Source organism: Pseudomonas oryzihabitans (assembly GCF_006384975.1).
GTDB lineage: Bacteria > Pseudomonadota > Gammaproteobacteria > Pseudomonadales > Pseudomonadaceae > Chryseomonas > Chryseomonas psychrotolerans_B.
Map to the genome: position 1 here is coordinate 4,110,422 of NZ_CP021645.1, position 26,558 is coordinate 4,136,979.

At 66.5% G+C, this 26,558-nt stretch carries 23 protein-coding genes; 13 read left to right on the forward strand and 10 right to left on the reverse strand.

The features are described from left to right. Positions 1–36: 36 nt before the first annotated feature. Both surA and CCZ28_RS18460 read right to left on the reverse strand, forming a co-directional pair. Positions 37–1,332 carry a peptidylprolyl isomerase SurA gene (gene surA / locus CCZ28_RS18455; RefSeq protein ID WP_140220311.1) on the reverse strand — a complete coding sequence of 432 codons (1,296 nt, stop codon included), beginning with the start codon at positions 1,330–1,332 and terminating at the stop codon, positions 37–39. Further along, positions 1,313–4,033, reverse strand: a complete 2,721-nt coding sequence (locus CCZ28_RS18460) for an LPS-assembly protein LptD (protein ID WP_140220312.1) — start codon at positions 4,031–4,033, stop codon at positions 1,313–1,315. The genes surA and CCZ28_RS18460 overlap by 20 nt, the downstream gene beginning before the upstream one ends. A gap of 119 nt (positions 4,034–4,152) precedes the next feature. On the opposite strand from CCZ28_RS18460, the gene CCZ28_RS18465 reads away from it, so the two are divergent. Genes CCZ28_RS18465 through CCZ28_RS18475 form a run of 3 tightly spaced genes read left to right on the forward strand, consistent with a single transcriptional unit; the run spans position 4,153 to position 6,598 of the window. Further along, on the forward strand, positions 4,153–5,175 hold the full coding sequence (locus CCZ28_RS18465; RefSeq protein WP_140220313.1) for an aminoglycoside phosphotransferase family protein: 1,023 nt from the start codon (positions 4,153–4,155) through the stop codon (positions 5,173–5,175). Next, on the forward strand, positions 5,172–5,837 hold the full coding sequence (gene murU, locus CCZ28_RS18470; RefSeq protein ID WP_140220314.1) for an N-acetylmuramate alpha-1-phosphate uridylyltransferase MurU: 666 nt from the start codon (positions 5,172–5,174) through the stop codon (positions 5,835–5,837). The genes CCZ28_RS18465 and murU overlap by 4 nt, the downstream gene beginning before the upstream one ends. Then, entirely contained in the window at positions 5,834–6,598 is a 765-nt protein-coding gene (locus tag CCZ28_RS18475) for a DnaJ domain-containing protein (protein ID WP_140220315.1), read from the forward strand. The genes murU and CCZ28_RS18475 overlap by 4 nt, the downstream gene beginning before the upstream one ends. Here CCZ28_RS18475 and CCZ28_RS18480 read toward each other — a convergent pair. Continuing rightward, positions 6,573–7,601, reverse strand: coding sequence for a DUF3530 family protein (locus CCZ28_RS18480; RefSeq protein ID WP_140220316.1), 1,029 nt, complete (start codon positions 7,599–7,601; stop codon positions 6,573–6,575). The genes CCZ28_RS18475 and CCZ28_RS18480 overlap by 26 nt on opposite strands. Positions 7,602–7,755: 154 nt before the next feature. Here CCZ28_RS18480 and rpe point away from each other — a divergent pair, with 154 nt between their 5' ends. The 3 genes from rpe (at position 7,756) to trpE (ending at position 10,823) form a co-directional block, all read left to right on the forward strand. After that, on the forward strand, positions 7,756–8,433 hold the full coding sequence (gene rpe / locus CCZ28_RS18485) for a ribulose-phosphate 3-epimerase (RefSeq protein WP_140220317.1): 678 nt from the start codon (positions 7,756–7,758) through the stop codon (positions 8,431–8,433). After that, on the forward strand, positions 8,430–9,110 hold the full coding sequence (locus CCZ28_RS18490) for a phosphoglycolate phosphatase (protein ID WP_140220318.1): 681 nt from the start codon (positions 8,430–8,432) through the stop codon (positions 9,108–9,110). The genes rpe and CCZ28_RS18490 overlap by 4 nt, the downstream gene beginning before the upstream one ends. Before the next feature lie 234 nt (positions 9,111–9,344). Next, positions 9,345–10,823 carry an anthranilate synthase component I gene (gene trpE, locus CCZ28_RS18495; protein ID WP_140220319.1) on the forward strand — a complete coding sequence of 493 codons (1,479 nt, stop codon included), beginning with the start codon at positions 9,345–9,347 and terminating at the stop codon, positions 10,821–10,823. Between the two features lie 115 nt (positions 10,824–10,938). Here trpE and CCZ28_RS18500 read toward each other — a convergent pair whose 3' ends face one another. Genes CCZ28_RS18500 through CCZ28_RS18520 form a run of 5 tightly spaced genes read right to left on the reverse strand, consistent with a single transcriptional unit; the run spans position 10,939 to position 17,112 of the window. Beyond that, on the reverse strand, positions 10,939–12,663 hold the full coding sequence (locus CCZ28_RS18500; RefSeq protein WP_140220320.1) for an acetyl/propionyl/methylcrotonyl-CoA carboxylase subunit alpha: 1,725 nt from the start codon (positions 12,661–12,663) through the stop codon (positions 10,939–10,941). Next, on the reverse strand, positions 12,660–14,264 hold the full coding sequence (locus CCZ28_RS18505; protein WP_140220321.1) for a 5-oxoprolinase/urea amidolyase family protein: 1,605 nt from the start codon (positions 14,262–14,264) through the stop codon (positions 12,660–12,662). The genes CCZ28_RS18500 and CCZ28_RS18505 overlap by 4 nt, the downstream gene beginning before the upstream one ends. 9 nt (positions 14,265–14,273) lie before the next feature. Further along, the gene (locus CCZ28_RS18510; protein WP_140220322.1) at positions 14,274–15,080 is read right to left on the reverse strand and encodes a putative hydro-lyase; all 807 of its coding nucleotides are present in this window, start codon (positions 15,078–15,080) and stop codon (positions 14,274–14,276) included. Beyond that, positions 15,077–15,847 (reverse strand): LamB/YcsF family protein, encoded by a 771-nt coding sequence (locus CCZ28_RS18515; protein WP_140220323.1) that lies wholly within the window; start codon positions 15,845–15,847, stop codon positions 15,077–15,079. Before CCZ28_RS18515 ends, CCZ28_RS18510 begins: the two co-directional genes overlap by 4 nt. Positions 15,848–15,870: 23 nt before the next feature. Continuing rightward, a complete protein-coding gene (locus CCZ28_RS18520; protein WP_140220324.1) occupies positions 15,871–17,112 on the reverse strand; it encodes an NRAMP family divalent metal transporter in 1,242 nt (413 codons plus the stop codon). Positions 17,113–17,368: 256 nt separating this feature from the next. On the opposite strand from CCZ28_RS18520, the gene CCZ28_RS18525 reads away from it, so the two are divergent. From CCZ28_RS18525 to CCZ28_RS18545, 5 genes are all read left to right on the forward strand, one after another. Further along, a complete protein-coding gene (locus tag CCZ28_RS18525; protein ID WP_140220325.1) occupies positions 17,369–18,031 on the forward strand; it encodes a GntR family transcriptional regulator in 663 nt (220 codons plus the stop codon). Between the two features lie 258 nt (positions 18,032–18,289). After that, complete coding sequence (locus CCZ28_RS18530) at positions 18,290–18,883, forward strand: anthranilate synthase component II (protein WP_058772631.1); 594 nt, start codon at positions 18,290–18,292, stop codon at positions 18,881–18,883. Continuing rightward, a complete protein-coding gene (gene trpD / locus CCZ28_RS18535; protein ID WP_140220326.1) occupies positions 18,884–19,933 on the forward strand; it encodes an anthranilate phosphoribosyltransferase in 1,050 nt (349 codons plus the stop codon). Further along, positions 19,930–20,754 carry an indole-3-glycerol phosphate synthase TrpC gene (trpC, locus tag CCZ28_RS18540; RefSeq protein ID WP_140220327.1) on the forward strand — a complete coding sequence of 275 codons (825 nt, stop codon included), beginning with the start codon at positions 19,930–19,932 and terminating at the stop codon, positions 20,752–20,754. Before trpD ends, trpC begins: the two co-directional genes overlap by 4 nt. 257 nt (positions 20,755–21,011) lie before the next feature. Next, a complete protein-coding gene (locus tag CCZ28_RS18545) occupies positions 21,012–22,787 on the forward strand; it encodes a BCCT family transporter (RefSeq protein WP_140220328.1) in 1,776 nt (591 codons plus the stop codon). A gap of 56 nt (positions 22,788–22,843) precedes the next feature. Here the strand turns inward: CCZ28_RS18545 and crp are convergent, their stop codons facing one another. After that, complete coding sequence (gene crp, locus CCZ28_RS18550; protein ID WP_027597530.1) at positions 22,844–23,488, reverse strand: cAMP-activated global transcriptional regulator CRP; 645 nt, start codon at positions 23,486–23,488, stop codon at positions 22,844–22,846. 207 nt (positions 23,489–23,695) lie between these two features. On the opposite strand from crp, the gene CCZ28_RS18555 reads away from it, so the two are divergent. Both CCZ28_RS18555 and speD read left to right on the forward strand, forming a co-directional pair. After that, positions 23,696–24,118: an OsmC family protein gene (locus CCZ28_RS18555; RefSeq protein WP_058769129.1), complete on the forward strand. Its 423-nt coding sequence runs from the start codon at positions 23,696–23,698 to the stop codon at positions 24,116–24,118. 296 nt (positions 24,119–24,414) lie between these two features. Further along, the gene (gene speD, locus CCZ28_RS18560) at positions 24,415–25,209 is read left to right on the forward strand and encodes an adenosylmethionine decarboxylase (RefSeq protein WP_058769149.1); all 795 of its coding nucleotides are present in this window, start codon (positions 24,415–24,417) and stop codon (positions 25,207–25,209) included. A gap of 53 nt (positions 25,210–25,262) precedes the next feature. On the opposite strand, the gene CCZ28_RS18565 is transcribed toward speD, so the two are convergent. After that, positions 25,263–26,522 carry a cation:proton antiporter gene (locus CCZ28_RS18565; RefSeq protein WP_140220329.1) on the reverse strand — a complete coding sequence of 420 codons (1,260 nt, stop codon included), beginning with the start codon at positions 26,520–26,522 and terminating at the stop codon, positions 25,263–25,265. Positions 26,523–26,558: the final 36 nt, after the last annotated feature.

Here is a 26,558-nt window from a genome sequence, read left to right on the forward strand (position 1 = left end):
CGAAAAGGCCGCAGGGGATGCCTGCGGCCTGGGGGATTACTGCTTGATCTCGACGTAGGCTTCGTCGCGAATCTGGCGCAACCAGGTCTGTAGCTCCTGGTCGTACTTGCGGTTACGCAAGAGATTGAGCGCCTGCTGCTCGCGGGCCTGCTGGGTGTTGTCGGTCGCCCGACGCCCCAGGACCTCCAGGATGTGCCAGCCGAAGGAGGTCCGGAACGGCTGCGACAGCTGGTTGACCGGCGAGTTGTTCATGATTTCGCGGAATTCCGGGACCAGGGATTCCGGATTGACCCAGCCCAGGTCGCCGCCATTGAGCGCGGAACCCGGATCTTCCGAGAAGCTCTTGGCCAGGGTGGCGAAGCTTTCACCGTTCAGGATGCGCTCGCGCAGGCGCGCGGCCAGACGCTGGGTTTCCTCGTCGCTACGGATGGCGTTGGGCTTGAGCAGAATGTGACGGACGTGGACTTCGTCGACGATGGTCGCCTCGCCGCCACGTTTCTCTTCCACCTTGAGGATCACGAAGCCGCCAGGTACGCGCACGGGCTGGGTGATACCGCCGACGCCCACGCTGCCGATCAGACGGTCGAAGGGCGGCGGCAATTGGGCGGCCTTGCGCCAGCCGATCTCGCCGCCGTCCAAGGCGTTGTCACCGGCCGAATGGGCGATGGCCAACTGGTTGAAGTCGGCGCCCTGGCGCAATCTGTTGTACATATCCTGGGCCTGACGGGCAGCGGCATCCAGGCCGGCGGTACCGGCGTTGTCAGCCACCGGGATCAGGATATTGGCCAGGCGATATTCTTCGGACAATTGCAGCTTGCCCAGGTCCGAAGCGAGGAAGTTCTGCACTTCCTGCTGGGTGACCTGCACGCGCTGACCGACCTGGCGCTGACGCACCCGGCTGATCATCATCTCGCGGCGCACCTGTTCGCGGGCGGCGTCGTAGGAGAGACCGTCACGGGCCAGCGCCTGGCGGAATTCGGCCACGCTCAGGCCATTGCGTTGGGCGATGGTGGCGACGGCCTGGTTGAGCTCCTCGTCGGAGATCTTGATGCCCATGCGCTGCGCCAGCTGCAACTGGATGTCTTCCAGGATCAGGCGCTCGAGCACCTGCTGACGTAGTTCACTGTCCGGCGGCGCCGAAGCGCCACGGCGGGTGATGTTCTGCTTGACCTCGTTGAGACGCTGATCGAGCTGGCTCTGCATGACCACGTCGTTGTCGACGATGGCCACGACCTTGTCCAGCGGTACCACGGCAGCCTGAGCCAGAGGAGTAAGAACGAGCGCCGCGCCCAGGGCGAGCGGGCGCAGGGCGTTACATAGCTTGGTCTTCACGTTCACGATAGCCTTGAATGCCTCTGTCCAGGAAACCTTCGGTCTTGCCGCCGAAGACGTTGCCGAGTCCCTTGAGCACGATCTGCAGGAAGATCCCGCGGTCGGCTTCGGAGCTCTGCGATGTGTAGTAGACGTCGTCTTCGCTCTTGAGCCAGTAGCGGCTGATCAGACGTAGTTTCCAGCAGCAGTTGTCGTACTCGAAGCCGCCGAAGGCCTCCAGGGTACGGCTCTTGTTGTAGTCGAATTGCCAGCGGGCGATGGCCGACCACTGCGGCACGATCGGCCAGATGAAGGAGATGTCGTGCTGGTCGATCTTGTAATCGTTGCTGTTGTAGGTGAAGCGACCCAGGTTCGGATCGTAGACCCGTACATTGTCACGATAGCGATAGCCGACGTTCAGGATCTTGCCCGGCTGGGCCTCCGGCTGATAGTGAAACATCAGGCTGCCCGAGTCGGTGTGACGTAGTATCGGGTCCCAGTTGTATTCGCCATTCAAGCGCCAGTCGCGGTTGAAGCGATACATACCGGCCAGGGCATAGGGTGAGCGCGAGGTGGTGGCATCGTCAGGCAGGTTGTTTTCCAAGCCCGGCAGTTGGACCTCGCGATCTTGGAAGTAGAACAGTTCGCCGAGACTTACATTGGCACGCTCGAAGCCGTTGGGCTCGATGAAGCGGCTGGTGACACCCAGGCCGACTTGGTTGGCATCGCCGATGCGATCGGTACCAGTGAAGCGATTGTCGCGCCATAGAGCGTTGTAGCTGAAGGTGTTCTCGCCAGTATCGAAAATTGGGATGTCGCTCTGGTCGCGATAAGGTACATAGAGGTACTTGGCACGTGGTTCCAGGGTCTGCTTGCCGCCTTCGCCAAATAGGTTAGAGCTACGGTCGAAGTAGAGGCCGCTGTCCAGGCTGAACAGGGGGACTTCACGGCTTGGGGTCTTATCGTACGAACCGCCGAGATCTCTGACGCCTTTGCTATCCAGATCCAGATCGTACTGGGTGTAGTAGTAGCGTACTGCTGGCGTCAGGAAGCCCCAGCTCTGGGTCATGGGCAGGGCCATGCCGGGCGCCAAGTTATAGCGGTTGCCGTTGGCGCGGGCCAGACCAAAGATATTGACGTCGGGGCGAGTGCGGAAGTTGGTCCGATTGCCTTTTTCATCGATGTCAAAATAGGTGTTGTCGTCGAAGCTACGCTCGAAGCGCACCGCCTCGGTGTCGTAGGTGAAGTCCAGGCCACCCGGGTGGTAGGGCAGGGCGCCATTGACGGTCAGCTGCGGTAGGCGGTTGTAGGGCGTCACGTCGGAAACGGTCGCCAGCTGGTAGGCCTGCATGTTCAGCGCGGCGGTGAAGTTGTCGCCGCGATAAGTCAGGCGACCCTGCTGGTTCACGTAGGTCGGCTTGTTGATGCCGAGGTCGGTGTCCAGGTCCTGGAAGTAGTAGGGATCGCTGATGCGGGTGTAGTCCACCTCGGCCAGCAGGCGTGAATCCAGGCCACTGCGGTTCTTCCAGCCGTACAGCCAGCGGTTGTCGGTGGCTTCCGGTTCGCCCGCGTGCTCGGGATCGGTGTCCTTGAGGTAGGAGCCGTACACCTGGCCTTCGCTGCTATGGGTCAGGTAGCGGAACTCTCCCTCGGTCTGCAGGCCATGCTTGGCCATGTAGCGCGGATAGAGGGTGGCGTCGTAGTTGGGCGCCAGGTTGAAGTAGTAGGGCGTGGTGATCGCGAAGCCGGTGTCGCTGGAGGTGCTGATCGAGGGCGCGAGGAAACCGGACTGGCGGCGGTCATCGATGGGGAAATAGATGAACGGCGTGTAGAGGACCGGGATGTCCTTGACTCTCAGGGTGGCGTTGGTCGCGTAGCCCAGGCCCGTCGCCGGGTTCAGGGTGACGGTGTTGCCCTTGAGCTGCCAGGCGTTGCTGCCCGGTTCACAGGTGGTGTAGGTGCCATCCTTGAGGCGGATGATGGCGTCGTCGCCGCGCTTGGCGTAGAGCGCGCTGCCACGGGCATGGTTCTGGTGCATGACGAATTCGGCGTTGTCGATCTGGACCTGGCCGTTGTCCAGCTGCAGGTCGGCCTTGTCGCCCACCATCAGCACGCCGTTGTCGCGGAATTTGACGTTGCCCTTGAGCTCGCCGCGATTCTCCAGTTGGTGCAGGTTGGCTTCCTGGGATTCCACCTGCATGCCGCCCTGGCGCAGCACCACGTCACCGGCGAGGGTGGCGACCTGCTGCTCCTGCTCGTAGCGCGAGGCCTTGGCGGAGATGTAGGTCGGGGCCTTAGAGGTGGGGGTGTTGTCGTACATGCCCGGACGCTGCGGCTCGACATAGGCACCGCTGCAGTAGGGCGCGGTCTCGGCCAATTGGGCCGGTGTGAGCTGGTCGCGCGGGACCCAGTCCAGGTGACTGTAGTCGGCACTGCGGGACTTCAGGGCACGGCCCTTGCTCTCGGTGACCAGGACGGCGTCGTCACCCTGGCGAGCGGCCGGCTGCGCCGCGACGCCTTGGGTCTCGCCTTTGCTGGGGCGCGGCGGTAGTGCCGTCGTCGGCGCCAGGGTGCCGCATGACCAGCCACCACCCGCACCGGCAGTACAGTTGAACTGTTCGGCGGGCGCGGCGATGAGGGCGGTGACGGGCTGCATGGCGAGCAGGCTGCCGGTTACCAAGAGGGGAAATTTTCTGCGAAACGCGGGGGTTTTCACGGCCATCCTTAAAGTCGTCCTGCACGCCGGCCATTAAGGGGCCGCGGCCTCTCGATGGGCTCAAAAAGATAGCGGATAATAAAACATGACCTGCGCATCGGCTAGGGCCGGGGGATCCGCTGTAAATGACTGAAGATGTTCGCTTAAACCAGATAGAAGACTGGCTGACCAGCGTTTTGCCGGAAATTTTCCGGGAGCAGGCCTGGGGGGAGGTGCCTGTCGGCAGCCTGACCGCGGCCAGCAGCGATGCCAGCTTTCGCCGCTATTTCCGCTGGGCGGGCGAGGGACGCAGCCTGATCGTGATGGATGCCCCGCCACCGCAGGAGGACTGCCGTCCGTTCGTGCAGGTGGCCGGTCTGTTGGCGGCTGCCGGGGTCCATGTGCCGCGTATCCTGGCACAGGATCTGGAGCGCGGCTTCCTGCTCCTGAGTGACCTGGGCACCCTGACCTATCTGGAAGTGATCAACGCGACGAACGCCGACGATTACTTCCAGGCCGCCATCGAGGCGCTGCTGGCCTTTCAGACCAAACAACCGACGAACGGCAGTCTGCCGCTCTACGATGAGCCTCTGCTGGCGCGTGAGCTTGGCCTCTTTCCCGAGTGGTACGTCGGTCGCGAGCTGGAGCGGACCTTCAGTGCTACCCAGCTCGAGCGTTGGCAGGCCATCTGCCGGGTATTGATCGAAAGCGCCCTGGCGCAGCCGCAGGTGCTGGTCCATCGGGACTTCATGCCGCGCAACCTGATGCTCAGTACGCCCAATCCGGGCGTGCTGGACTTCCAGGACGCGGTCATCGGCCCGGTGACCTACGACATCACCAGCCTGTTCAAGGATGCCTTCCTGAGCTGGCCGGAACCGCTGGTGCAGCGCTGGTTGCTGGGTTACTGGGAGCAGGCGCGTAGCGCCGGGGTGCCGGTGCAGGCCGACTTCGCCGACTTCCAGCGCGCCTCGGATCTGATGGGCGTGCAGCGCCATCTCAAGGTGATGGGCATCTTCGCCCGTATCTGGCATCGCGATGGCAAGCCGCGCTATGTCGCCGATACACCGCGCTTTCTCGCCTATATCCGCACCGTGGTGGCGCGGCGGCCGGAGCTGGCCGACCTGGGCCGGCTGCTGGACGAATTGCATGCCGAGCGAGTTGACCCATGAAGGCCATGATCCTGGCGGCGGGTAAGGGCGAGCGGATGCGGCCGCTGACCCTGAGCCTGCCCAAGCCGTTGATCGAGGTGAACGGTCGCCCGCTCATCGAACATCACATCCGGGCGCTGGCCGCGGTGGGCATTACCGATTTGGTGATCAACCATGCCTGGTTGGGCGCGCAACTGGAAGCCGCCCTGGGCGATGGCAGCCGGTTCGGGGTTACCATCCGTTTCTCCGCCGAGGGGGAGCCGCTGGAGACCGGTGGCGGCATCTTCCAGGCGCTGCCATTGCTCGGCAGCGAGCCCTTCGTGCTGGTCAATGGCGATATCCGCACCGATTTCGACTTCGCCAGCCTGGCCCTGCCAGCCGGCTGCCTGGCGCATCTGGTGCTGGTCGACAATCCCGTCCATCACCCGGTCGGCGATTTTGGCCTGGTGGGTGGCCGGATTACCTCGGAGGCCACGACCAAGCTCACCTACAGCGGTATCGCCGTGCTGCATCCGCAGTTATTCGAAGGCTATACGGCCGGAGCCTTCAAATTGGTCGACGTGCTGCGCCCGGCCATCGCCGCCGGGCGAGTATCCGGTGAGCGACTGGACGGGCGTTGGGTGGACGTCGGCACCCTGGAGCGCCTGGCCGAGGCGGAGCTGCTGTTCGGGACCGCCCCGTGAGACTCTGGTTCTGGCCGCTGACGCTGCTGGGTTTCCTGGCCGGCTGGGCCGTGGCCAGCATTCCCGGGGCGCTGCTGGTGGCGCTGCTCGCCCATGCGGCGGAGCGCAAGCTGGGGCTGACCTCCCTGGTCGGCTGGAAGGCGCGTTGGCAGCGCCGCCCCGGCCGATTCGAGCACCAGGCGCAATTCCAGCTGCTCGGGCGGTTGGCCAAGCGTGGTGGCCGGGTACTTACCGCGCATATCCGCCAGGCCGAGGGGGAAATCGAGCGCCTGGGCCTGGGGACGGACGACCGCAAACGCGCCATCGCCGCCTTCGAGCAGGGCAAAGGCGGCACGCTGCCATCGGCGGACGAATTGCAGCGACTCAGCGAGCGTGGCGAGAACATCCTGAAATCCTGCTGGCGCATGGTCTGGATCAGCGGCAGCGTCAGACCTGGCGACCGCGACGAGATCCTTGGCTGGGGCCAGGCGATGGGCTTCGCCGAAGCCCAGGTGCTGGCCCTGCAGCCACCGGTGCAGACCGCGCCGCGGCAGCCCAGCAGCGCGGAAAACTATCGCCAGGCCTTGCAACTGCTCGGCGTCACCGAGGATGCCGACGCGGCCACGGTGAAGCAGGCCTATCGCCGGCTGCTCAGCCGTCATCATCCCGACAAGAAGGCCGGTGCCGGGGCGGGCCAGTCGGCGGTCTATGCCGCTGCCCAACGTACCGCCGAGTTGCACGCCGCCTACCAGTTGATCAAGACCCGGCGGGGCTTTCGCTAGCCGCGGGGGCGGCAGGCAGGTGGTCGAGCCAGCCACGCAGGCGGCGCATGATCTGCTGCTGTTCGTCGGCGCGGTCACCGAAGTGCACCGGCAACTCGATCTGGCGGTAGTTCTTGTTGGCCTTCTGCGAGGCGCGGTCCTTGCGATTCACGGCGGCCGCCACATCCGGATGGCGCACCAGGTCGGCGATCTGCAGATCTTTCTTGCCCATGGTGGCGACCAGCCGCGGCGGCATGCCCTGCGGCTCGCTACCGTCGATGAGCACCAGTTGATGAACGTCGCTCGGTTCCTTTTCCGCCAGGTAACGCGCGGCCCAGTAGGCGCCGGTGCCGTGGCCGACCAGGATGATGGGCTTGATGCCCTGTTGCAGGGCGAAATCGATGCCGGCGGCAACACGGGCCAAGACCTGCTCGGCATGGGCGTTGGCCAGGGCTTCCGGATCGACCGGCGCGGTGGCCGCCTGGGCCGGTTCGCCGGAGCCGGCTTCGGCCTGGGTCTGGGGCGTCGGCGCCGTACCGCTGCCGCCAGTCACCGGCGGCGCCGTCTGCTCGGCATTGGCCTGGGCGTCGCTGTCCGCCGGGGCGGTGGTGCGACGTAGCGCGGCCAGAGGGTCGTAGGGATCGGGCAGGCTGAGGCTGAGGGTGTCCCAGCCATAGTTGGGCAGGTCGTTGCGCAGCGGCGCCACCACGTTGGGCCAGTCAGCGGATTCGCCGTCGCCCGGCACCAGGATCAGGATGCCGCGGGCTTTGGCCGGGACCGACGGGCGCAGCAGCGCCAGAAAGCTCTCATCACCGGCGCGCAATTGCTTCTGCTGCTCGGCCGGCAGCTCGCGTTCCAAGGCCTGCTGCTGTTCGGCGCTGCGCGTCGGGGCGGGGGCGAGGGTAGCCGTCTGGGCGGGCGGGGCAGTTTCCGCTGCCGGCGGTGCCTCTTCGGCCTGCACGGAGGCGGCCAGGGCGAGCAGGAGCAAGGCTCCGGCGCGCAGCCGCAGGGATGACGATGACATCGAATGGACTTCCTCGAACGGATGGACGGCAGAGGTCAGCGATGGACCCCGCCGAGCCTACCGCCGTTCAGGCCGGCTGGGCAGCGGGAACGCGGCGGCATCCCGCGGATCTTCGTTACAATGCTGCCACTCACCCCAGCCGAGGCTCTTCCTCATGCAACCCTTCGCCATCGCTCCTTCGATCCTGTCCGCCGATTTCGCCCGTCTCGGCGAAGAAGTTGACAGGGTCCTCGCCGCCGGTGCCGACATGGTCCATTTCGACGTGATGGACAACCACTATGTGCCCAATCTCACCATCGGGCCCATGGTCTGCAAGGCGCTGCGCAACTACGGGGTGACCGCCCCCATCGACGTGCACCTGATGGTCAAGCCGGTGGATCGCATCATCGGCGACTTCATCGAGGCCGGCGCCACCGACATCACCTTCCACCCGGAAGCCTCCGAGCATATCGACCGCTCCCTGCAACTGATCAAGGACGGCGGTTGCCGCGCCGGTCTGGTGTTCAACCCGGCCACCTCGCTGGACGCCCTCAAGTACGTGATGGACAAGATCGACATGGTGCTGCTGATGAGCGTCAACCCCGGCTTCGGTGGCCAGAAGTTCATCCCCGGCACCCTCGACAAGCTGCGCGAGGCGCGGGCCCTTATCGACGCCTCGGGGCGGCCGATCCGACTGGAGATCGATGGCGGCGTCAACGTCAAGAACATCGGCGAGATCGCCCGCGCCGGGGCCGATACCTTCGTCGCCGGCTCGGCCATCTTCGGCCAGGCGGACTATGCTGCGGTGATCCAGGCGATGCGTGCTGAGCTAGCCAAGGCCCAGTCGGTATGAGTGCCCTGGTGCGGCTCGGCGGTGGTCATCCGCCCGAACTGGTGATGTTCGACCTCGATGGCACCCTGCTGGATTCCGCGCCGGACCTGGCCGCGGCGGTGGACGCCATGCTCGAACGGCTGGGCCGCGCGCCAGCCGGTCTGGCCAAGGTGCGCCTGTGGATCGGCAATGGCGCCCGGGTGCTGGTACGCCGTGCCCTGGCCGATGACATGCAGCACGACGCCGTGGACGATGCCGCGGCCGACCGCGCCCTGGCGCTGTTCATGGAGCTCTATGGTGGCAGCCATGCCCTGACCCGCGTCTATCCCGGCGTGCTGGACAGCCTGGCGCTGCTGCGCACCCTGGGCGTGCGCCTGGCGGTGATCACCAACAAGCCGGAGCGCTTCGTCGCGCCGCTGCTGGCCGACATGGGCTTGGGTGACTTCGACTGGATCGTCGGCGGCGATACCCTGCCGCAGCAGAAGCCCGATCCGGCGGGCCTGTTGCTGGTGATGGACAAGGCCGGCGTGTCTGCCGAGCAGGCTCTGTTCATTGGCGACTCGCGCAACGACATCCGCGCCGCCCGCGCGGCCGGGGTACGCTGCGTGGCGCTGAGCTACGGCTATAATCACGGTGAGCCCATCGCCAACGAGCAACCCGACCTGGTGGTCGACGATCTGCGCGAGCTGTTCATCTAGCGTCAGGCGTGGCCGGCCGGTTGCCTTGCCGCGCCGGCTAGGCTAACGTGGCCCTTCACCCCAAGAGCAAGAGATCGCATCGTGGTGGTCACCCGCACAGGCTCCTCGCGAGCATGGATGAAAGTCATCAAGGCCCTGGCCCGTTGGCGCTGGCGCGCCTGATTTCGTCTTGGCCGGTAGTAGACCGGCGCGCTGTGCACCCGACCTTTCGTTTTCCTCGCCACGAGGCTGATCATGACCCGCGACGACTTCCTGCGCCTGGCCGCTCAAGGCTATAACCGCATTCCCTTGGCCTTCGAAACCCTGGCCGACTTCGACACCCCCCTCTCCCTTTATCTGAAGCTGGCCGATGCGCCCAACTCCTATCTGCTGGAGTCGGTGCAGGGCGGCGAGAAGTGGGGGCGCTATTCGATCATCGGCCTGCCGTGCCGGACGCTGCTGCGCGTGCATGGCTACGAGGTGACCGTGCACGAGGGCGAGGAGCAGCTCGAAGCCTGCACCGTCGAGGACCCGCTGGCCTTCGTCGAGGCGTTCAAGACCCGCTATCGCGTGCCGGCGGTGCCCAACCTGCCCAAGTTCGATGGCGGTCTGGTGGGTTACTTCGGCTATGACTGCGTGCGTTACGTGGAAAAACGCCTGGGTGCCTCGCCCAATCCCGATCCGCTGGGCACGCCGGACATTCTGCTGATGGTGTCGGACGAGGTGGTGGTGTTCGACAACCTCGCCGGCAAGCTGCACTGCATCGTGCTGGTGGACCCGGCCCAGCCGGAGGCCTACGAGCAGGGCCAGGCGCGTCTGGCCGCGTTGCGCGAGCGCATCCGCCAACCCATCGCCCCGCGTCTGGGCCTGGATTTCAATGCCATGCAGGTGCCTGGCGAGCCGGCTTTCCGCTCCAGCTACAGCCGTGACGACTACGAAAATGCGGTGGCGCGGATCAAGGACTACATCCTGGCCGGCGACTGCATGCAGGTGGTGCCGTCGCAGCGCATGACCATCGATTTCCAGGCCGCACCTATCGACCTCTACCGGGCGCTGCGCTGCTTCAACCCCACGCCCTACATGTACTTCTTCAACTTCGGTGACTTCCACGTGGTCGGCAGTTCGCCCGAGGTGCTGGTACGGGTGGAGGACGGCGAGATCACCGTCCGCCCCATCGCTGGTACCCGCCCGCGCGGGGCTACCGAAGAGGCCGATCTGGCGCTGGAGCGCGACCTGCTGGCCGATGCCAAGGAGCTGGCCGAGCACCTGATGCTGATCGATCTGGGCCGCAACGACGTCGGTCGGGTCTCCGCCACTGGCAGCGTGACCCTGACCGAGAAGATGGTCATCGAGCGTTATTCCAACGTGATGCACATCGTCAGCAACGTCACCGGTCGGCTCAAGCCCGAGCTCTCCGCCATGGACGCCCTGCGCGCCATCCTGCCGGCCGGCACCCTGTCTGGCGCGCCGAAGATCCGCGCCATGGAGATCATCGACGAACTGGAGCCGGTCAAGCGCGGTATCTATGGCGGCGCCGTGGGCTACCTGGCCTGGAACGGCAACATGGACACCGCCATCGCCATCCGCACCGCGGTGATCAAGGACGGCGAGCTGCACGTCCAGGCGGGCGGCGGCATCGTCGCCGATTCCCAGCCGGCCGCGGAATGGGAAGAGACCCTCAACAAGAGACGCGCCATGTTCCGCGCGGTGAAGTTGGCGGAAGGGAAGGTTTAGGGCAGCGCCTCAGCTGTTAGCGGATCGCGGCCATGGCGGCCCGCCGATGCGGCCGCTCCTACAGGTTAGCTCCGTGCCCGTAGGAGCGGCCCATGGCCGCGATAAGGCACTCCGCCTAAACGTCTTCGATCCGCCCCAGGACGGCCCCGGCCGCCAGGTAGTCCCCGGCCGGCTGGGTGATCGCCAGGCGCCCGGCGCGTGGAGCGAGGACCTGGGTTTCCATCTTCATCGCCTCCATCACCGCGACCACCTGACCGGCTGCGACCGTGGCGCCGTCCTCCACCGCCCAGGCGTGCAGGTTGCCCGCCACCGGGGTGGTGAGGGCATTGGCGTCGGCTGCGGGAGCTGCCGCTACCGCTTCGCCGGCCGGGGCGCTCACGGCCAGGCCGCGTAGCAGGGCGCTGGGCAGGCCGAGGGCGTGGCGGCGGCCGTCGATCTCGACGAAGGTGCGCAGCACGCCGTCGTCAGCTGGCTCGCTGCGCGGCGCCAGGGCGATCTGCTCGGCGAATACCGTCTCGATCCAGCGGGTGTGCACGGCGAAGGCCGCGCCGGTGAAGTCGGCATGGGCCATCACCGCCTGGTGGAAGGGCAGGACCGTGGCGACGCCTTCCACGCTGAACTCCGCCAGGGCACGGCGGGCGCGGGCGATGGCCTGCTCGCGGGTGGCGCCGGTGACGATCAGCTTGGCGATCATGGAGTCGAAATTGGGCGCCACCTGGGAGCCGGCCGCCACGCCGCTGTCCAGGCGGATGCCGGGACCGCTGGGGGCGCGGAAGGCGGTGATGGGCCCTGGGGTGGGCAGGAAGCCGCGACCGGGGTCTTCGGCGTTGATGCGGAATTCGAAGCTGTGTCCGCGCGGCGCCGGCACCTCGGCGAAGGACAGCGGCAGGCCGTCGGCGATGCGCAGTTGCTCGACCACCAGGTCCAGGCCGCTGGTTTCCTCGGTGACCGGGTGTTCCACCTGCAGGCGGGTGTTGACCTCCAGGAAGGACAGGGTGCCATCCTGGCTCAGCAGGAATTCCACGGTACCGGCGCCGACGTAGCCGGCGGCGGCGCAGATGTCGCGCGCGGAGGCGTGGATGCGCTGGCGCAGGGCGTCGTCGAGGAAGGGCGCGGGCGCTTCTTCCACCAGTTTCTGGTTGCGCCGCTGCAGCGAGCAGTCGCGGGTACCCACCACTTCGACCCGGCCATGGCGGTCGGCCAGCACCTGGGCTTCGATGTGCCGCGGACGGTCGAGGAAGCGTTCGACGAAGCATTCGCCGCGGCCGAAGGCGGCAGTGGCCTCGCGGACCGCCGATTCGTACAGCTCGGCCACCTCGTCCAGGCGCCAGGCTACCTTGAGTCCGCGTCCACCGCCGCCAAAGGCTGCCTTGATGGCGATGGGCAGGCCGTGCGCCTCGGCGAAGGCCAGCACCTCGGCCGCGCCACTCACCGGGTCTTCGGTGCCGGCCACCAGCGGTGCGCCGACGCCCAGGGCGATGCGCCGGGCCTGCACCTTGTCGCCCAGGGCGTCGATGGTGTCCGGATTCGGACCGATCCAGGTCAGGCCAGCCGCCTGTACCGCGCGGGCGAAGTCGGCGCGCTCGGAGAGGAAGCCATAGCCGGGGTGGACGGCATCGGCGCCCGCGCGGCGGGCCACGTCCAGCAGCTTGGCGATGTCCAGGTAGGTCTCGGCCGGGCGCTGGCCATCCAGGCCATAGGCTTCGTCGGCCAGGTGCACGTGCAGGGCGTCGAAGTCGGCGTCGGCGTAGACGGCTACCGAGGCCACACCGTAGTCACGGCAGGCGCGGACGATGCGGACGGCGATCTCGCCGCGGTTGGCGATCAGGACTTTTTTCATGGGGTGTTCTCGGCAGCAGGAGAAGCGCTGGGACGCAGTTCAGCGAAGGGACCCAGCGGATTGAAGCGGATACGGGCACCGACCGGGATCTGTCCGGCCAGGTCCAGATGGTGACTGGCGACGGCACCGATCACCGGATAGCCGCCGGTGAGCGGATGGTCGGCGAGGAACAGCACCGGCTGGCCATTGGGTGGTACCTGGATGGCGCCCAGGGCGGTGCCTTCGCTGGGCAACTCGCCGGCCACCTGGCGTTCCAGGGGCGTCTCGCCAGCCAGGCGAATACCGACCCGGTCGGACTGGGGTGTGACGCGCCAACTCTGCCCGGCCAAGGTTTCCAGCGCGGCAGGGGTGAACCAGTCGCTACGCGGACCGAGGACCACGTCGAGCACCACCTCCTGGTCGGCGCTGGGCAGCGCCAGGGGTGCGGCTTCGCTGCAGGACACGGCAGCGCCACCGACCACGGGATAAAAGCCCAGGCGGTCGCCAGCGGCCAGGGGCGCCGGGCCGACATTGGCCAGGGTGTCGCGCGCCAGGCTGCCCAGCACCGGGGTCACGGCGAAGCCGCCGCGCAGTGCCAGGTAGCTGCGCAGGCCGGTGGGCGGACTGCCCAGGCTCAGGCGGTCGCCGTCTTCCAAGAGGAAGGGCTGATAGGGCGCGGGCTGCAACCGCCGTCCGGCGCGGGTCAGCACTTCCAGCGGCGCCGGGGCGCCGGTGACGGCGACCAGGGCCTGGCCGTGGCAGACGCAGCTGAAGCCGCCCAGCAGGATTTCCAGGCAGCCGCTGTCAGGCGCATTGCCCACCGCGCGATTGGCCGCGCGCAGGGCGCCGCGATCCAGGGCGCCGGAGGCGGAGACGCCCTGGCCGGTCTGGCCTGGGCGGCCGAGATCCTGCAGCAGGGTACGTAGGCCGGGGCTGAGGATTTCAAGGTAGTCGGCCGTAGCCGGCGCGGCAGGTGCCGCGACCGGCGCCTCGGGCAGGCCGCCTGCCGGCAGCGGGCCGGCGTCGCGGAAGCGCACCCGGTAGCCGGGGCGCAGCAGCGCCGGCTCCGGGCGCGTCAGGTCCCAGAGGTGCAGGGGCGTCACCCCCAGCAGTTGCCAACCACCGGGACTGGCCTGGGGATAGACGGCGGCGAAACCGCCGGCGATGGCCACCGAGCCGGCCGGCACCCGGGTACGCGGTGAGCTGCGCCGCGGCACCTGGAAGCCCGGCCCGCCGCTCAGATAGCCGAAGCCCGGGGCGAAGCCGCAGAAGGCCACCTGGTAGTCGCTGCCGGTATGGCGCCGGATCACCTCGGCCACGCTCAGGCCGAGCAGCCGGGCCACCTCGTCCAGGTCCTCGCCGTTGTAGTGCACCGGGATCTCGACCAATTTGCCGGCTTCACGGCCACCGCCGTCGAGGGGCAGGGCGGCGATGTGGTCGACCAGGTCGGCCGCTTTCAGGGCGCTGGGGCGGAACTGGACCAGCAGGGTGCGGGCCGCCGGGACGATCTCCTCGATCCCGGGCAGCGGCCGCGCCTGCAGGGCGTCGAACAGGGCCAGGGTCTCGTCGAGATCGGCCAGCTCCACCAGCAGCGCATCCAGGTTGACGGGCAGAAAACGCAAGGGCTTCTCCTAGACGTGATAGGTGCGATCGGGCACGTCGGTGATGAACATGTGGCCGGGCGCATGGGTGATGGCGAAGGGCACCTTGGAGGCCATGACCGCCGCCTGGGGGGTGACGCCGCAGCCCCAGAACACCGGGATCTCGCCCGGCTCGACGCGCACCGCATCACCGAAGTCCGGCCGCGCCAGGTCGGCGATGCCCAGCCGCGCCGGCTCGCCGATATGCACCGGGGCGCCATGCACCGCCGGATAGCGAGCGGTGATGGTGGCCGCCTCGGCGACCCGCTCGGCGGGAATGGGGCGCATGGACACCACCATCTCGCCATGCAGGCGGCCCGCCGGACGGCAGGCGCGGTTGGTGCGGTACATGGGCACGTTGCAGCCGTCGGTGATGTGGCGGATCTCGATGCCGGCTTCCAGCAGGCCGGTCTCGAAGGTGAAGCTGCAGCCGATCAGGAAGGTCACCAGGTCCGCGTGCTCGGCCCAGGCGGCGCGGCCATCGGCCACTTCTTCCACCAGCACCCCGTCGCGCCAGACGCGATACAGCGGCAGGTCGGTACGCAGGTCAGCGCCCTCGGCCAGCGGCGTGGCGTAGCTGCCGGCGTCGGTGACGTCCAGCACCGGGCAGGCCTGGGGATTGCGCTGGGCATAGAGCAGGAAGTCGTAGGCCCAGTCGCGTGGCAGGGCGATGAGATTGGCCTGGGTCATGCCGGGGGCGACGCCGGCACTGGGGGCGACCAGACCGTCGCGGTAGCGGGCGCGGGCCTCGCGGGCGGCGGCGATGGCGGCATCCTGGGCGGCTTTGAGCGGATTCATGAGGGGACCTCCGTGAAGGCGCGAGGGGTCACCCCGGCGAGTTCGAGATGACGACGCAGGGCACGGGCCATGTCCACCGCGCCGGGGCTGTCGCCGTGCACGCAGATGGACTCGGCCTCGATGGGCGTCAGGCTACCGTCGATGGCCTCCACCACGCCGTCCTGCACCAGGCGCAGCATGCGTTGGGCGACGAGTTCGGCATCGTGCAGCACCGCGCCAGGCAGGCGCCGCGAGACCAGGGTGCCCTCTGGCGTGTAGGCGCGATCGGCGAAGGCCTCGGCGACGCAGGTCAGACCGGCTTCCCGTGCCCAGCCGAGCAGCGGCGAACCGGCCAGGCAGACCAGCACCAGGCCTTCGTCGAGCTGGCGCAGGGCGGCGATCACCGCCTGCGCCTGGCGTGGGTCTTGGGCGATGGTGTTGTACAGGGCGCCGTGCGGCTTGACGTAGGTCACCCGCGTCCCGGCGGCGCGTGCCAGGGCCTGCAGGGCGCCGATCTGGTAGAGCACATCGGCGGTCAGCTCGTCGCTGGCGATGTCCAGGTTGCGCCGGCCGAAGCCCACCAGGTCGGGGTAGGCGACATGGGCGCCCACCGCGACACCCTTGGCGGCGGCGGCCTGCAGGGTGCGCAGGATGCCGGCCGGATCGCCGGCGTGGAAACCACAGGCGACGTTGGCGCTGGTGACGATGTCGAGCATGGCGGCATCGTCACCCATTCGCCACTGGCCGAAGCTTTCACCCAGGTCGCTATTCAGATCGATGGTTGGCATAGCGGGAGGCTCCTGTGACGTGATCAGGTGGCGCTGAGCAGGTGGAAGATGGGACCGGCGGACTTGACCGCCATGTACCACGACAGCAGGCAGGTTAGCCCGCCCAGCACCAGCAGCCAGCGAGGGTAATGGTAGCCCTCCATGAGGTCGGAGCGGCGCCAGCCCACGTACATGAACAGCGTCAGGCCGAGCGGCAGGATCAGGCCGTTGAAGCCACCGGCGAATACCAGCAGGGCCGCTGGCGGTTTGCCGATCGACAGATAGATGCCCAGGGCGATCAGCACGAAGACCACGGTGCAGAGATTACGCGCCCGTTCGGTGATGTTCTTGGAGAACACGGTGATGAAGGTCATGGAGGTGTAGGCGGCGCCGATGATGCTGCTGATGCCGGCGGCCCAGAGCACCAGGCCGAACACCCGCAGACCGTATTCGCCGAGACTGGCGTCGAAGGCCTGGGCTGCCGGGTTGGCGGCCTGGCCGGAGATGTCGATCACCACCCCGCTGGCGACCACCCCGAAGATGGCCAGGAACAGCACGTAGCGGGCGATGCCGGTGACCAGGATGCCGCTGAGCGCGGCCTTGGACACGGCGTCGATGTTTTCCACCCCGACGGTGCCGCGGTCCAGCAGGCGATGGGCGCCGGCATAGGTGATGTAGCCGCCCACGGTGCCGCCGACGATGGTGGTGATGGAGGCGAAGTCCAGCACGTCCGGGAACACCGTCTGGCGCAGGGCCTCGCCCACGGGCGGATGGGAGGCGAAGCAGGCGATGAGGATCAGCGCCACCTTGAACACGCCGAGTACCACCATGATGCGATCCATGGCGATCCCGGCGCGGTGCGACAGGAAGATACCGATCGCCATCAGCGCGCTGAGGGCACCGCCCCAGGCCGGGTCCAGGCCGAGCAGGGCATTCAGGCCGAGGCCGGCACCGGCGATGTTGCCCAGGCTGAACACCAGGCCACCGGAGATCACCAGCACCGCCAGCAGGTAGCCGCTGCCGGGAATGGCCGCGTTGGCGATATCCGAGGCCCGCATGCGGGTCAGGGCGACGATGCGCCAGACGTTCAGCTGCACCACGAAGTCGATGAGGATGGAAGCGAGGATGCCGAAGGCGAAGGCGGCGCCCAGCTTGGCGGTGAAGGTGGCGGTCTGGGTGAGGAAGCCGGGACCGATGGCCGAGGTGGCCATCAGGAAGATGGCGGCGATCAGTGAGGCTCGGCGGTCCTTGGCGAAAGCATGGGTGGCACTGGCGGTTTGGGTCACGGTGGCGGTCCTGGTGGGGAAGGCATGGCCCGGCTAACGCAACCTCTGTGCCACTGTCGACCAGAATCCAGATATTGTAGGTTCTGCCTGAATTTATTGTTCAACAAAAATATAATTATGGTTCTTTCATTTGCACCATTTTGTTACTCATATACTCAGAGATGCTACCTGCTGGTGCGCAGTTACTCAGGTTTCCTTGCCTAAGTGTTCGCCCTCGGACACCATCGGCAGCGCGCCTGCCTGCTCTGGAACATCCATGAAGAACCCCGTGCCCGCCAATGCCCGTACCCTCGGCGAATCCGTGACCGCCGAGATCCGCCGTCAATTGGTGGAGGGCGAGCTCAAGCCCGGCCAGCGCCTGTCCGAGGCGGCGCTGGCGGAGCGCCTGGAGATCTCCCGCAATACCCTGCGCGAGGCCTTCCGGGTGTTGACCCAGGAAGGTCTGCTCAAGCACGAGCCCAATCGCGGGGTATTCGTCTGCGTGCCCGACATGGCCTCGATCATCGATATCTACCGGGTGCGGCGCTTCATCGAATGCCAGGCGCTGGCCAAGGCCTATCCGCGGCATCCGGGCGCGCTGCGCATGCGCGAGGCGGTGACGGCGGCCCAGCGTGCCCGCGCGGCCCAGGACTGGGTGGCGGTGGGCACCGGCAACATGGCCTTCCACACCGCCATCGTCGAACTGGCCGACAGCCCACGGCTGTCGGCCTTCTATGACCAGCTTTCCGCCGAGTTGCGCCTGGCCTTCGGTCTGCTCAACGATCCGGAATTCCTCCATGGTCCTTACCTGGAGATGAACGTCGCCATCGTCGAGCTGCTGGAAGAAGGCAAGCCCGCCGAGGCCACGGCCGCCCTGGAAAGCTACCTGGTGCAGTCCGAGCGGACGGTGCTGGCGGCCTACGGTCGACTCAAGGCCTGAGCCGCCAGCGGTTGCGCCGGGCGGCGGGCTGGGCTACTGTGCGGAGAGAACCACGTCGGAATCCGTCCCGTGACCCGCAGCGCCGCCCTCTCGATGCCTCTCTTCAAGGCCCACGCCCGTTGGCGCTGGCGCGCCTGACATCCCCCTGCCGGTACGTCCGGCCCGCCTTGTCGTTCCAGCCCCCGGTCACCGTCCTCGGTACCGTGGCGAAGCTGAGTCCTTTTCAACAGCCGCAATCGATTCCAAGGGTGATCCGCCATGCTGCTGATGCTCGATAACTACGATTCCTTTACCTACAACCTGGTCCAGTACCTGGGTGAACTGGGCGCCGAGGTCAAGGTGGTCCGCAACGACGAGGTGCCGGTCGAGGCACTCGAAGACCTGGCGCCGGAGCGCATCGTCGTCTCTCCCGGCCCCTGCACGCCCAACGAGGCGGGCATCTCCCTCGCCACCCTGGAACGCTTCGCCGGCAAGCTGCCGGTGCTGGGCGTCTGCCTGGGTCACCAGAGCCTGGGCCAGGCCTTCGGTGGCGAGGTGGTGCGGGCGCGCGAGCCGATGCACGGCAAGACCAGCCCGGTCTACCACAATGGCGAAGGCGTCTTCGCCGGCCTGCCCAACCCCTTCACCGTGACCCGCTACCACTCGCTGGTGGTCAAGCGCGAGACCCTGCCCGACTGCCTGGAGATCACCGCCTGGACCCAGCATCCGGACGGCAGCATCGACGAGATCATGGGTCTGCGGCATCGCGAATTCATGATCGAGGGCGTGCAATTCCACCCCGAGTCCATCCTCACCGAGCATGGCCACGACCTGTTGGCCAACTTCCTCAAGCAGCAGGGAGGGCGCCGCTAGATGGACATCAAGCAGGCCTTGAACCGCATCAGCGGGCAACTCGACCTGAGCGTGGCCGAGATGCAGGCGGTGATGCGCCAGATCATGACCGGCGGTGCCGACGAGGCGCAGATCGGCGCCTTCCTCATGGGCATGCGCATCAAGAGCGAGACCATCGACGAGATCTGCGGCGCGGTCAGCGTGATGCGCGAACTGGCCACGCCGGTGGTGCTGCCCAGTCTCGACCACGTCGTCGACGTGGTCGGTACCGGGGGCGACGGTGCCAACATCTTCAACGTTTCGACGGCCTCGGTGTTCGTGGTGGCGGCGGCCGGTGGCAAGGTCGCCAAGCACGGTAATCGCGCGGTATCCGGCAAGAGCGGCAGTGCCGATCTGCTGGAGGCCGCCGGCATCTACCTGGAGCTGAGTCCCGAGCAGATCGCCCGCTGCATCGAGCAAGTGGGCGTCGGCTTCATGTTCGCCCAGGCGCACCACAGCGCCATGCGTCACGCCGCCGGTCCGCGCCGCTCGCTGGGGCTGCGCACCCTGTTCAACATGCTCGGTCCGCTGACCAACCCGGCCGGTGTACGGCACCAGGTGGTCGGGGTGTTCAACGCCGCCCTTTGCCGGCCGTTGGCCGAGGTGCTGCAGCGCCTGGGTAGCCAGCATGTGCTGGTGGTGCATTCCCGCGATGGCCTGGACGAATTCAGTCTGGCGGCCGCGACCCAAGTCGCCGAACTCAAGGATGGCAGCATCAGCGAGTACGAGGTGCTGCCCGAGGACCTGGGGATCAAGAGCCAGACCCTGGTCGGCCTCAGCGTGGATGGCCCCGAGGCCTCCCTGGCGCTGATCCGCGACGCCCTGGGTCGGCGCAAGACCGAGGCCGGGCAGAAGGCCGCCGACATGATCGTGCTCAACGCCGGTGCCGCGCTCTACGCCGCCGATCTCGCCCACAGCCTGCACGAAGGGGTTCTACTCGCCCACGATGCGCTCTACAGTGGTCTGGCTCGGGAAAAACTCGAAGAGCTGGCCCATTTCACTTCCGTCTATCGAGAGGAGAATCGCGCGTGACCGTGCCCACCGTGTTGCAGAAGATCCTGGCCCGCAAGGCCGAGGAAATCACCCAACTCAAGGCCCGTACCACCTTGGCCGAACTCGAGGCGCTGGCCCGCGCCGCCGATGCTCCACGTGGCTTCGCCCGCGCCCTGCAGGCCCAGGTGGCACGCAAGCAGGCGGCGGTCATCGCCGAGGTGAAGAAGGCTTCGCCAAGCAAGGGCGTGATTCGCGAACACTTCGTGCCGGCCGAGATCGCCCACAGCTATGCCCAGGGCGGGGCCACCTGCCTGAGCGTGCTCACCGACGTGGATTTCTTCCAGGGCGGTAACGCCTATCTGCAGCAGGCGCGCGCCGCCTGCCAGTTGCCGGTGATCCGCAAGGACTTCCTCATCGATCCCCACCAGGTGGTGGAGGCCCGCGCCATCGGGGCCGACTGCATCCTGCTGATCGTCGCGGCCCTGGAAGACGGCCAGATGGGCGAGTTGGCCGCCGTGGCCAAGGACGTCGGCCTGGACGTGCTGGTCGAGGTGCACGACGGTGACGAACTGGAGCGTGCGCTCAAGGTGCTGGATACCCCGCTGGTGGGCATCAACAACCGCAACCTGCACACCTTCGAGGTGACGCTGGACCACACCCTGGAGCTCTTGCCGCGCATTCCGGCGGACCGCCTGGTGATCACCGAGAGCGGCATCCTCAAGCGCGCCGACGTGGAGTTGATGGAAGACAACGAGGTGCGTGCCTTCCTGGTCGGCGAAGCCTTCATGCGTGCCGACGAGCCCGGCCAGGAGCTTCAGCGGCTGTTCTTCCCGGGGCGCAGCTTCCCGCTCGGCGCCTAGGCCTCAGCGGCGAGGTACACAAGGCCTCGGTGGATGACACCGGGGCCTTTTGCTTGGCGCTGCCGTGACTCAGGTCGACTCCTGCGCATGCCCGCACGGCGGGAGCGACCTCGGTGTGTCCACAGCCGACGCAGGGGTTTTTTCCGTATGCCTAAACCCGGTTAATGGCGTCCGATTCGCTGAACCGTGGCGAATCCGGAGCAGTTTGGCTGTCGCTCTCGAGCAGCGGCCATCCAACACTGGGGCAAGGTAGAACCATGGCAACGGAAGAAAAGAGCGCAACGCTCGACATCAGCATCACCGATCCCTCCCGCACCGAGGAGGCCCGGCGCGACCGGCGCCTGGCCGGTACCACCGACTGGGTCGTCTTCGGCGTCACCAGCATCGCCGCGCTCGCCTTCGTGATCTGGGGCTTCGTCAGCCAGGCGAGTCTCGCCACCAGCGCCTCCATCGCCCAGAACTGGGTCATCACGCGCTTCGGCTGGCTGTTCGTCCTGACATCCACCGGTTTCGTGGTCTTCGTCATCTGGCTGGCCGCCAGTCGCTATGGGCGGATTCCCCTGGGCCGGGACGATGAGCAACCGGAATTCCGTACCCTGTCCTGGGTGGCGATGATGTTCAGCGCCGGCATGGGCATCGGCCTGATGTTCTTCGGCGTGGCCGAGCCGCTGTCGCACTATCTCAACCCGCCTCCAGGTGGCGTAGCGGGGCAGACCAGCGCCGCGCTGCAGGTGGCCATGGCCACCACGCTATTCCACTGGACGCTGCATCCCTGGGCCATCTACGCCGTGGTCGGCCTGGCCATCGCCTATGGCACCTATCGCCGTGGCCGTTGCCAGCTGATCTCGGTGGCCTTCCGTCCGCTGATCGGCAGGCACGCCAACGGTCCCCTCGGCCGGGTCATCGACATGATGGCGATCTTCGCCACCCTGTTCGGCTCGGCGGCCTCCCTGGGCCTGGGCGCCCTGCAGATCGCCGGCGGCCTCGAGCACAACGGCTGGATCGAGCATCCCGGTAAGCTGCTCTACATCGGCATCATCACGGTGCTGACCGTCGCCTTCGTCATCTCGGCGGTTTCCGGCGTGGAGAAGGGTATTCAGTGGCTGTCCAACACCAACATGGTGCTGGCGGTGGCCCTGGCGCTGTTCGTCTTCATCGTCGGCCCGACCCTGCTGATGCTCAACCTGCTGCCCACCGCCATCGGCGACTACATCAACCTGCTGCCGGAGATGATGGCGCGCACCAGTGCCAGCGGTGGTGAAGCCATGGGCAACTGGCTGGCCAGCTGGACGGTGTTCTACTGGGCCTGGTGGATCTCCTGGACGCCCTTCGTCGGCATGTTCATCGCCCGCATCAGTCGCGGTCGCACCATCCGCCAGTTCGTCACCGGCGTACTGCTGGTGCCCAGCCTGGTCAGCGTGGTCTGGTTCGTCATCTTCGGTGGCGCTGCCATCGACGCCGTGCGGGTCGGCGCCTTCACCCTGGTCGATGGCACGGTGAACAGCAACTTCGCCCTCTATGACCTGCTGGCCAGCTATCCCTGGGTCTCGGTGACCTCGGTACTGGTGATGGTGCTGGTGGCGATCTTCTTCGTCTCCGGTGCGGACGCCGCCTCCCTGGTGATGGGTACGCTGTCCGAGCGCGGCACCACCGAGCCCTCTCAGCGCACGGTGATCTTCTGGGGCGCCCTGACCGGCGCCGTGGCGGCGATCATGCTGGCCATCGGCGATCCGAGCAATCCGGGCGAGGCGCTCAACGGCCTGCAGAATCTGACCATCGTCGTCGCCTTGCCCTTCGTGGTGGTGATGGCCCTGCTGTGCCTGGCGCTCTACCGCGATCTGCGCAGCGATCCGCTGATGCTGCGCCATCTGCGCGGGACCGAGTTGATCGAGAAGGCGGTGCTCTATGGCGCGGCCAAGCACGGCGAAGAATTCCACTTCGTGGTGGGCGAGCCGAAGTCGGCGAAGAGCGATGGCACCAGCGACAGGGTGCGGGTCGAGAAGAAGGCCCTGGAGCAGAAAACCGGGGTCTGAGACCGCGGTGGGGAGAGCGCTCCCCCGCCGCCTGGCAGGGGAGGGCGAGGGCGGCGTCAGCGGGTGCCGAACACCACCATGGTCTTGCCCTTGACGTGGACCAGACCCTGTTCTTCGAGCGACTTCAGCACGCGACCGACCATCTCGCGCGAGCAGCCGACGATGCGGCCGATTTCCTGGCGGGTGATCTTGATCTGCATGCCATCCGGGTGGGTCATGGCGTCGGGCTGCTTGCACAGGTCGAGCAGGGTACGGGCCACGCGGCCGGTGACGTCGAGGAAGGCCAGGTCGCCGACCTTGCGGGTGGTCTGGCGCAGCCGCTCGGCCATCTGGCGGCCCAGGGAGAAGAGCATGTCCGGGTCCTGCTGGCTCAGTTCGCGGAACTGGCTGTAGCTGATCTCGGCGACTTCGCATTCGGTGCGGGCACGGACCCAGGCACTGCGCTCGGGCTCGCTGCCTTCCTTGGAAAACAGACCCATCTCGCCGAAGAAGTCGCCGGCATTGAGATAGGCGATGATCATTTCGCGGCCTTCATCGTCCTCGATGAGGATGGTGACCGATCCCTTGAGGATGAAGAACAGGCTTTCGCTGTTGTCACCAGCGTAGATGATGGTGGTTTTTGCCGTGTAGCGGCGACGCGAGCAATGCGCGAGCAACTTGTCGATGTGCTGTAACTTCGCGGGAGGGATGATAGCGGCCATGCTGATTCCTGAGGTTGAAAGCTAACCTGAGTCGGGGCACCGATGTCCGAACCGGTACACGCATAAGCTACGCCGGTTCCGATTCAAGGACCGGATAAGAACATGCGTAGCTTAAATGCGAGCTGAATAACCCCGCACCACCAGCCAGTTTATGACATCCAACATGTTAAGCTGATCACCATTTGCATATTAAGTAGGACAAAATCGATGAAAGCGCGCATTCAGTGGGCCGGCGAGGCCATGTTTCTCGGTGAATCCGGCAGTGGCCATGTGGTGGTCATGGATGGCCCGCCGGAAAGCGGTGGTCGCAACCTCGGCGTCCGCCCGATGGAAACCGTGTTGATCGGCCTGGGTGGCTGCGCGAGCTACGACGTGGTCAGCATCCTGCGCAAGGCGCGGCAGCCGGTGGAGAGCTGCGAGGCCTTCCTCGAGGCCGAGCGCGCCGAGACCGAGCCCAAGGTATTCACCAAGATCCATCTGAAGTTCGTGGTCAAGGGCCGCGGCCTCAAGGACGCCCAGGTCAAGCGCGCCATCGAGTTGTCGGCGGAAAAGTATTGCTCGGCGTCGATCATGCTCGGCCGGGCCGGGGTCGAGATCAGCCACAGCTACGAGCTCGTCGAACTCGCCTGAGTCGTCCTGCGCGACGCCTGTCCGGGCGTCGCCTTCCGGCCGGGATGCGCAATGGCCGTGCCAGCGCCGCTGGCGTGTCCCCCGCCGACATCAATTCATCACCTGCGCCCGGCAGACTCTGGCCCCAGCCGCTGCCGATCTGCATAATGCGCCGCTCTTAAGGGGTCCCGACCCCGACAAGTACAGCCAATCGCCATCGCGAAGAGGTGTTCGCCGCCCTACGCAGCTTGCGCAATCCGCAACTGACGGGCATTCAGGACCGCGGTCAGAGACCGCACGACGGGAGCTTTACCACCGTGAAAAGCAAACTCAGGCTCCATGGGTTCAACAACCTGACCAAGACCTTGAGCTTCAATATCTACGACATCTGCTACGCCGAGACGTCGGAAGATCAACAGGCCTATGTCCAGTACATCGACGAGGAATACGACGCCGAGCGTCTGACCCAGATCCTGACCGACGTGGTCGACATCATTGGGGCCAACATCCTCAACATCGCCCGCCAGGACTACGATCCCCAGGGTGCCAGCGTGACCATCCTGATCTCCGAGCAACCGGTCGAGCCGACCGAGAGCCAGATCGAGGAGTCGCCCGGCCCGCTGCGCGAGACCATCCTCGGCCACCTGGACAAGAGTCACATCACGGTGCACACCTATCCGGAGATCCATCCGGACGACGGCATCGCCACCTTCCGCGTCGACATCGACGTCTCCACCTGTGGCGTGATCTCCCCGCTCAAGGCGCTGAACTACCTGATCCACCAGTTCGACTCGGACATCGTCACCGTGGACTATCGCGTACGCGGCTTCACCCGCGACGTCGAGGGGCGCAAGCACTTCATCGACCACGAGATCAATTCGATCCAGAACTACCTGTCCGAGGACACCCGCGCGGCCTACCAGATGACCGACGTGAACGTGTACCAGGACAACCTGTTCCACACCAAGATGCTGCTCAAGGAGTTCGAGCTGGACAACTACCTGTTCGGCGACGCCTCCCGCAGCCTTTCGGCGGAACAGCGCCAGCAGATCACTCAGCGTCTCAAGCACGAGATGCGCGAGATCTTCTCCGGGCGCAACCTGCCGCGCTGAAGACTGCGCCACGACAAGAACCCCGCCACGGCGGGGTTCTTGCGTTTCGGGGCTCAGTGAGGGTCCTTGGGGGCGACCGGCGCGCCACCGGTGACGCTCCTGACCACCCGGCCGATGGTCAGGCCCTGGCCGAGGATGGAGACCAGCACCACGATGTAGGTCAGCGCCAGGATCAGGTTGCGCTCCGGCCCGGGCGGCAGACTCAGTGCCAGGGCCACCGAGACGCCGCCGCGCAGGGCACCCCAGGTGAGGATGCGCGCGGTGCCGCGGGTCATGTTGCGCCAGTGCGGGCTGAGCAGCACCACCGGGACCACGCTGATCCAGCGCGCGAACAGGATCGCCAGGGTCACCAGCAGGGCGGCGCCCAGGTGGGTCCAGGTGAACGGCAGCACCAGCAATTCCATGCCGATCAGGGCGAACAGCAGGGCGTTGAGGATCTCGTCGATCAGCTCCCAGAAGCCATCCAGGTAGCGCCGGGTGAAGTCGTTCATGGCCTTGGTACGGCCCAGGTTGCCGATGATCAGGCCGGCCACCACCATGGCGATGGGACCTGAGACATGTAGGTGGCTGGCCAGGGTCGAGCCACCGATGACCAGCGCCAGGGACAGCATCACCTCGATCTGGTGCTGCTCGATGCTGAGCATCAGCCAGTAGCAGACGAAGCCGATCAGCAGGCCGAACAGGATGCCGCCGCCGGCCTCTTCGAGGAACAGCCAGAGCGCTGCATGGACGGTGGGCGCCTCGCCTAGCTGGATCACCCCCAGCAGCACCGAATAGACCACCACGGCCACGCCGTCATTGAACAGCGCCTCGCCGACGATGGTGGTTTCCAGCGACTTGGGCGCGCCGGCCGAGCGCAGGATGCCGAGCACGGCGATGGGGTCGGTGGGCGAGATCAGAGCGCCGAAGATCAGGCAGTAGAGCAGGCTGACGTGCCAGCCCAGCCAGTCGAAGATCCAATAGGTGAAGTAGCCGATCAGCACCGTGGAGATGAGCACGCCGAAGGTGGCCAGGCTGCCGATGGCCCACTTGTAGTCGCGCAGATCCTTGAGGCTGACATGCAGGGCGCCGGCGAACAGCAGGAAGCCGAGCATCCAGTTCATCAGCAGGTCGTTGAAGTCGATCTGCCCGAGCAGTTCGCCGATGTGCCGTTCCAGGTCGGGAAAACCCAGCCAGGAGAGGCCTTGCAGGCCGACCGAGAAGATCAGCGCGATGACCATGACACCGATGGTGGGCGGCAGGCCGACGAAGCGGTAGTTGAGATAGGTGAGCAGGGAGGTGAAGCAGATGAAGGCAGCGGCGAGTTCGAGCATGGCGTTCCAGATCCATCAGACGACGAGACCCCCGCG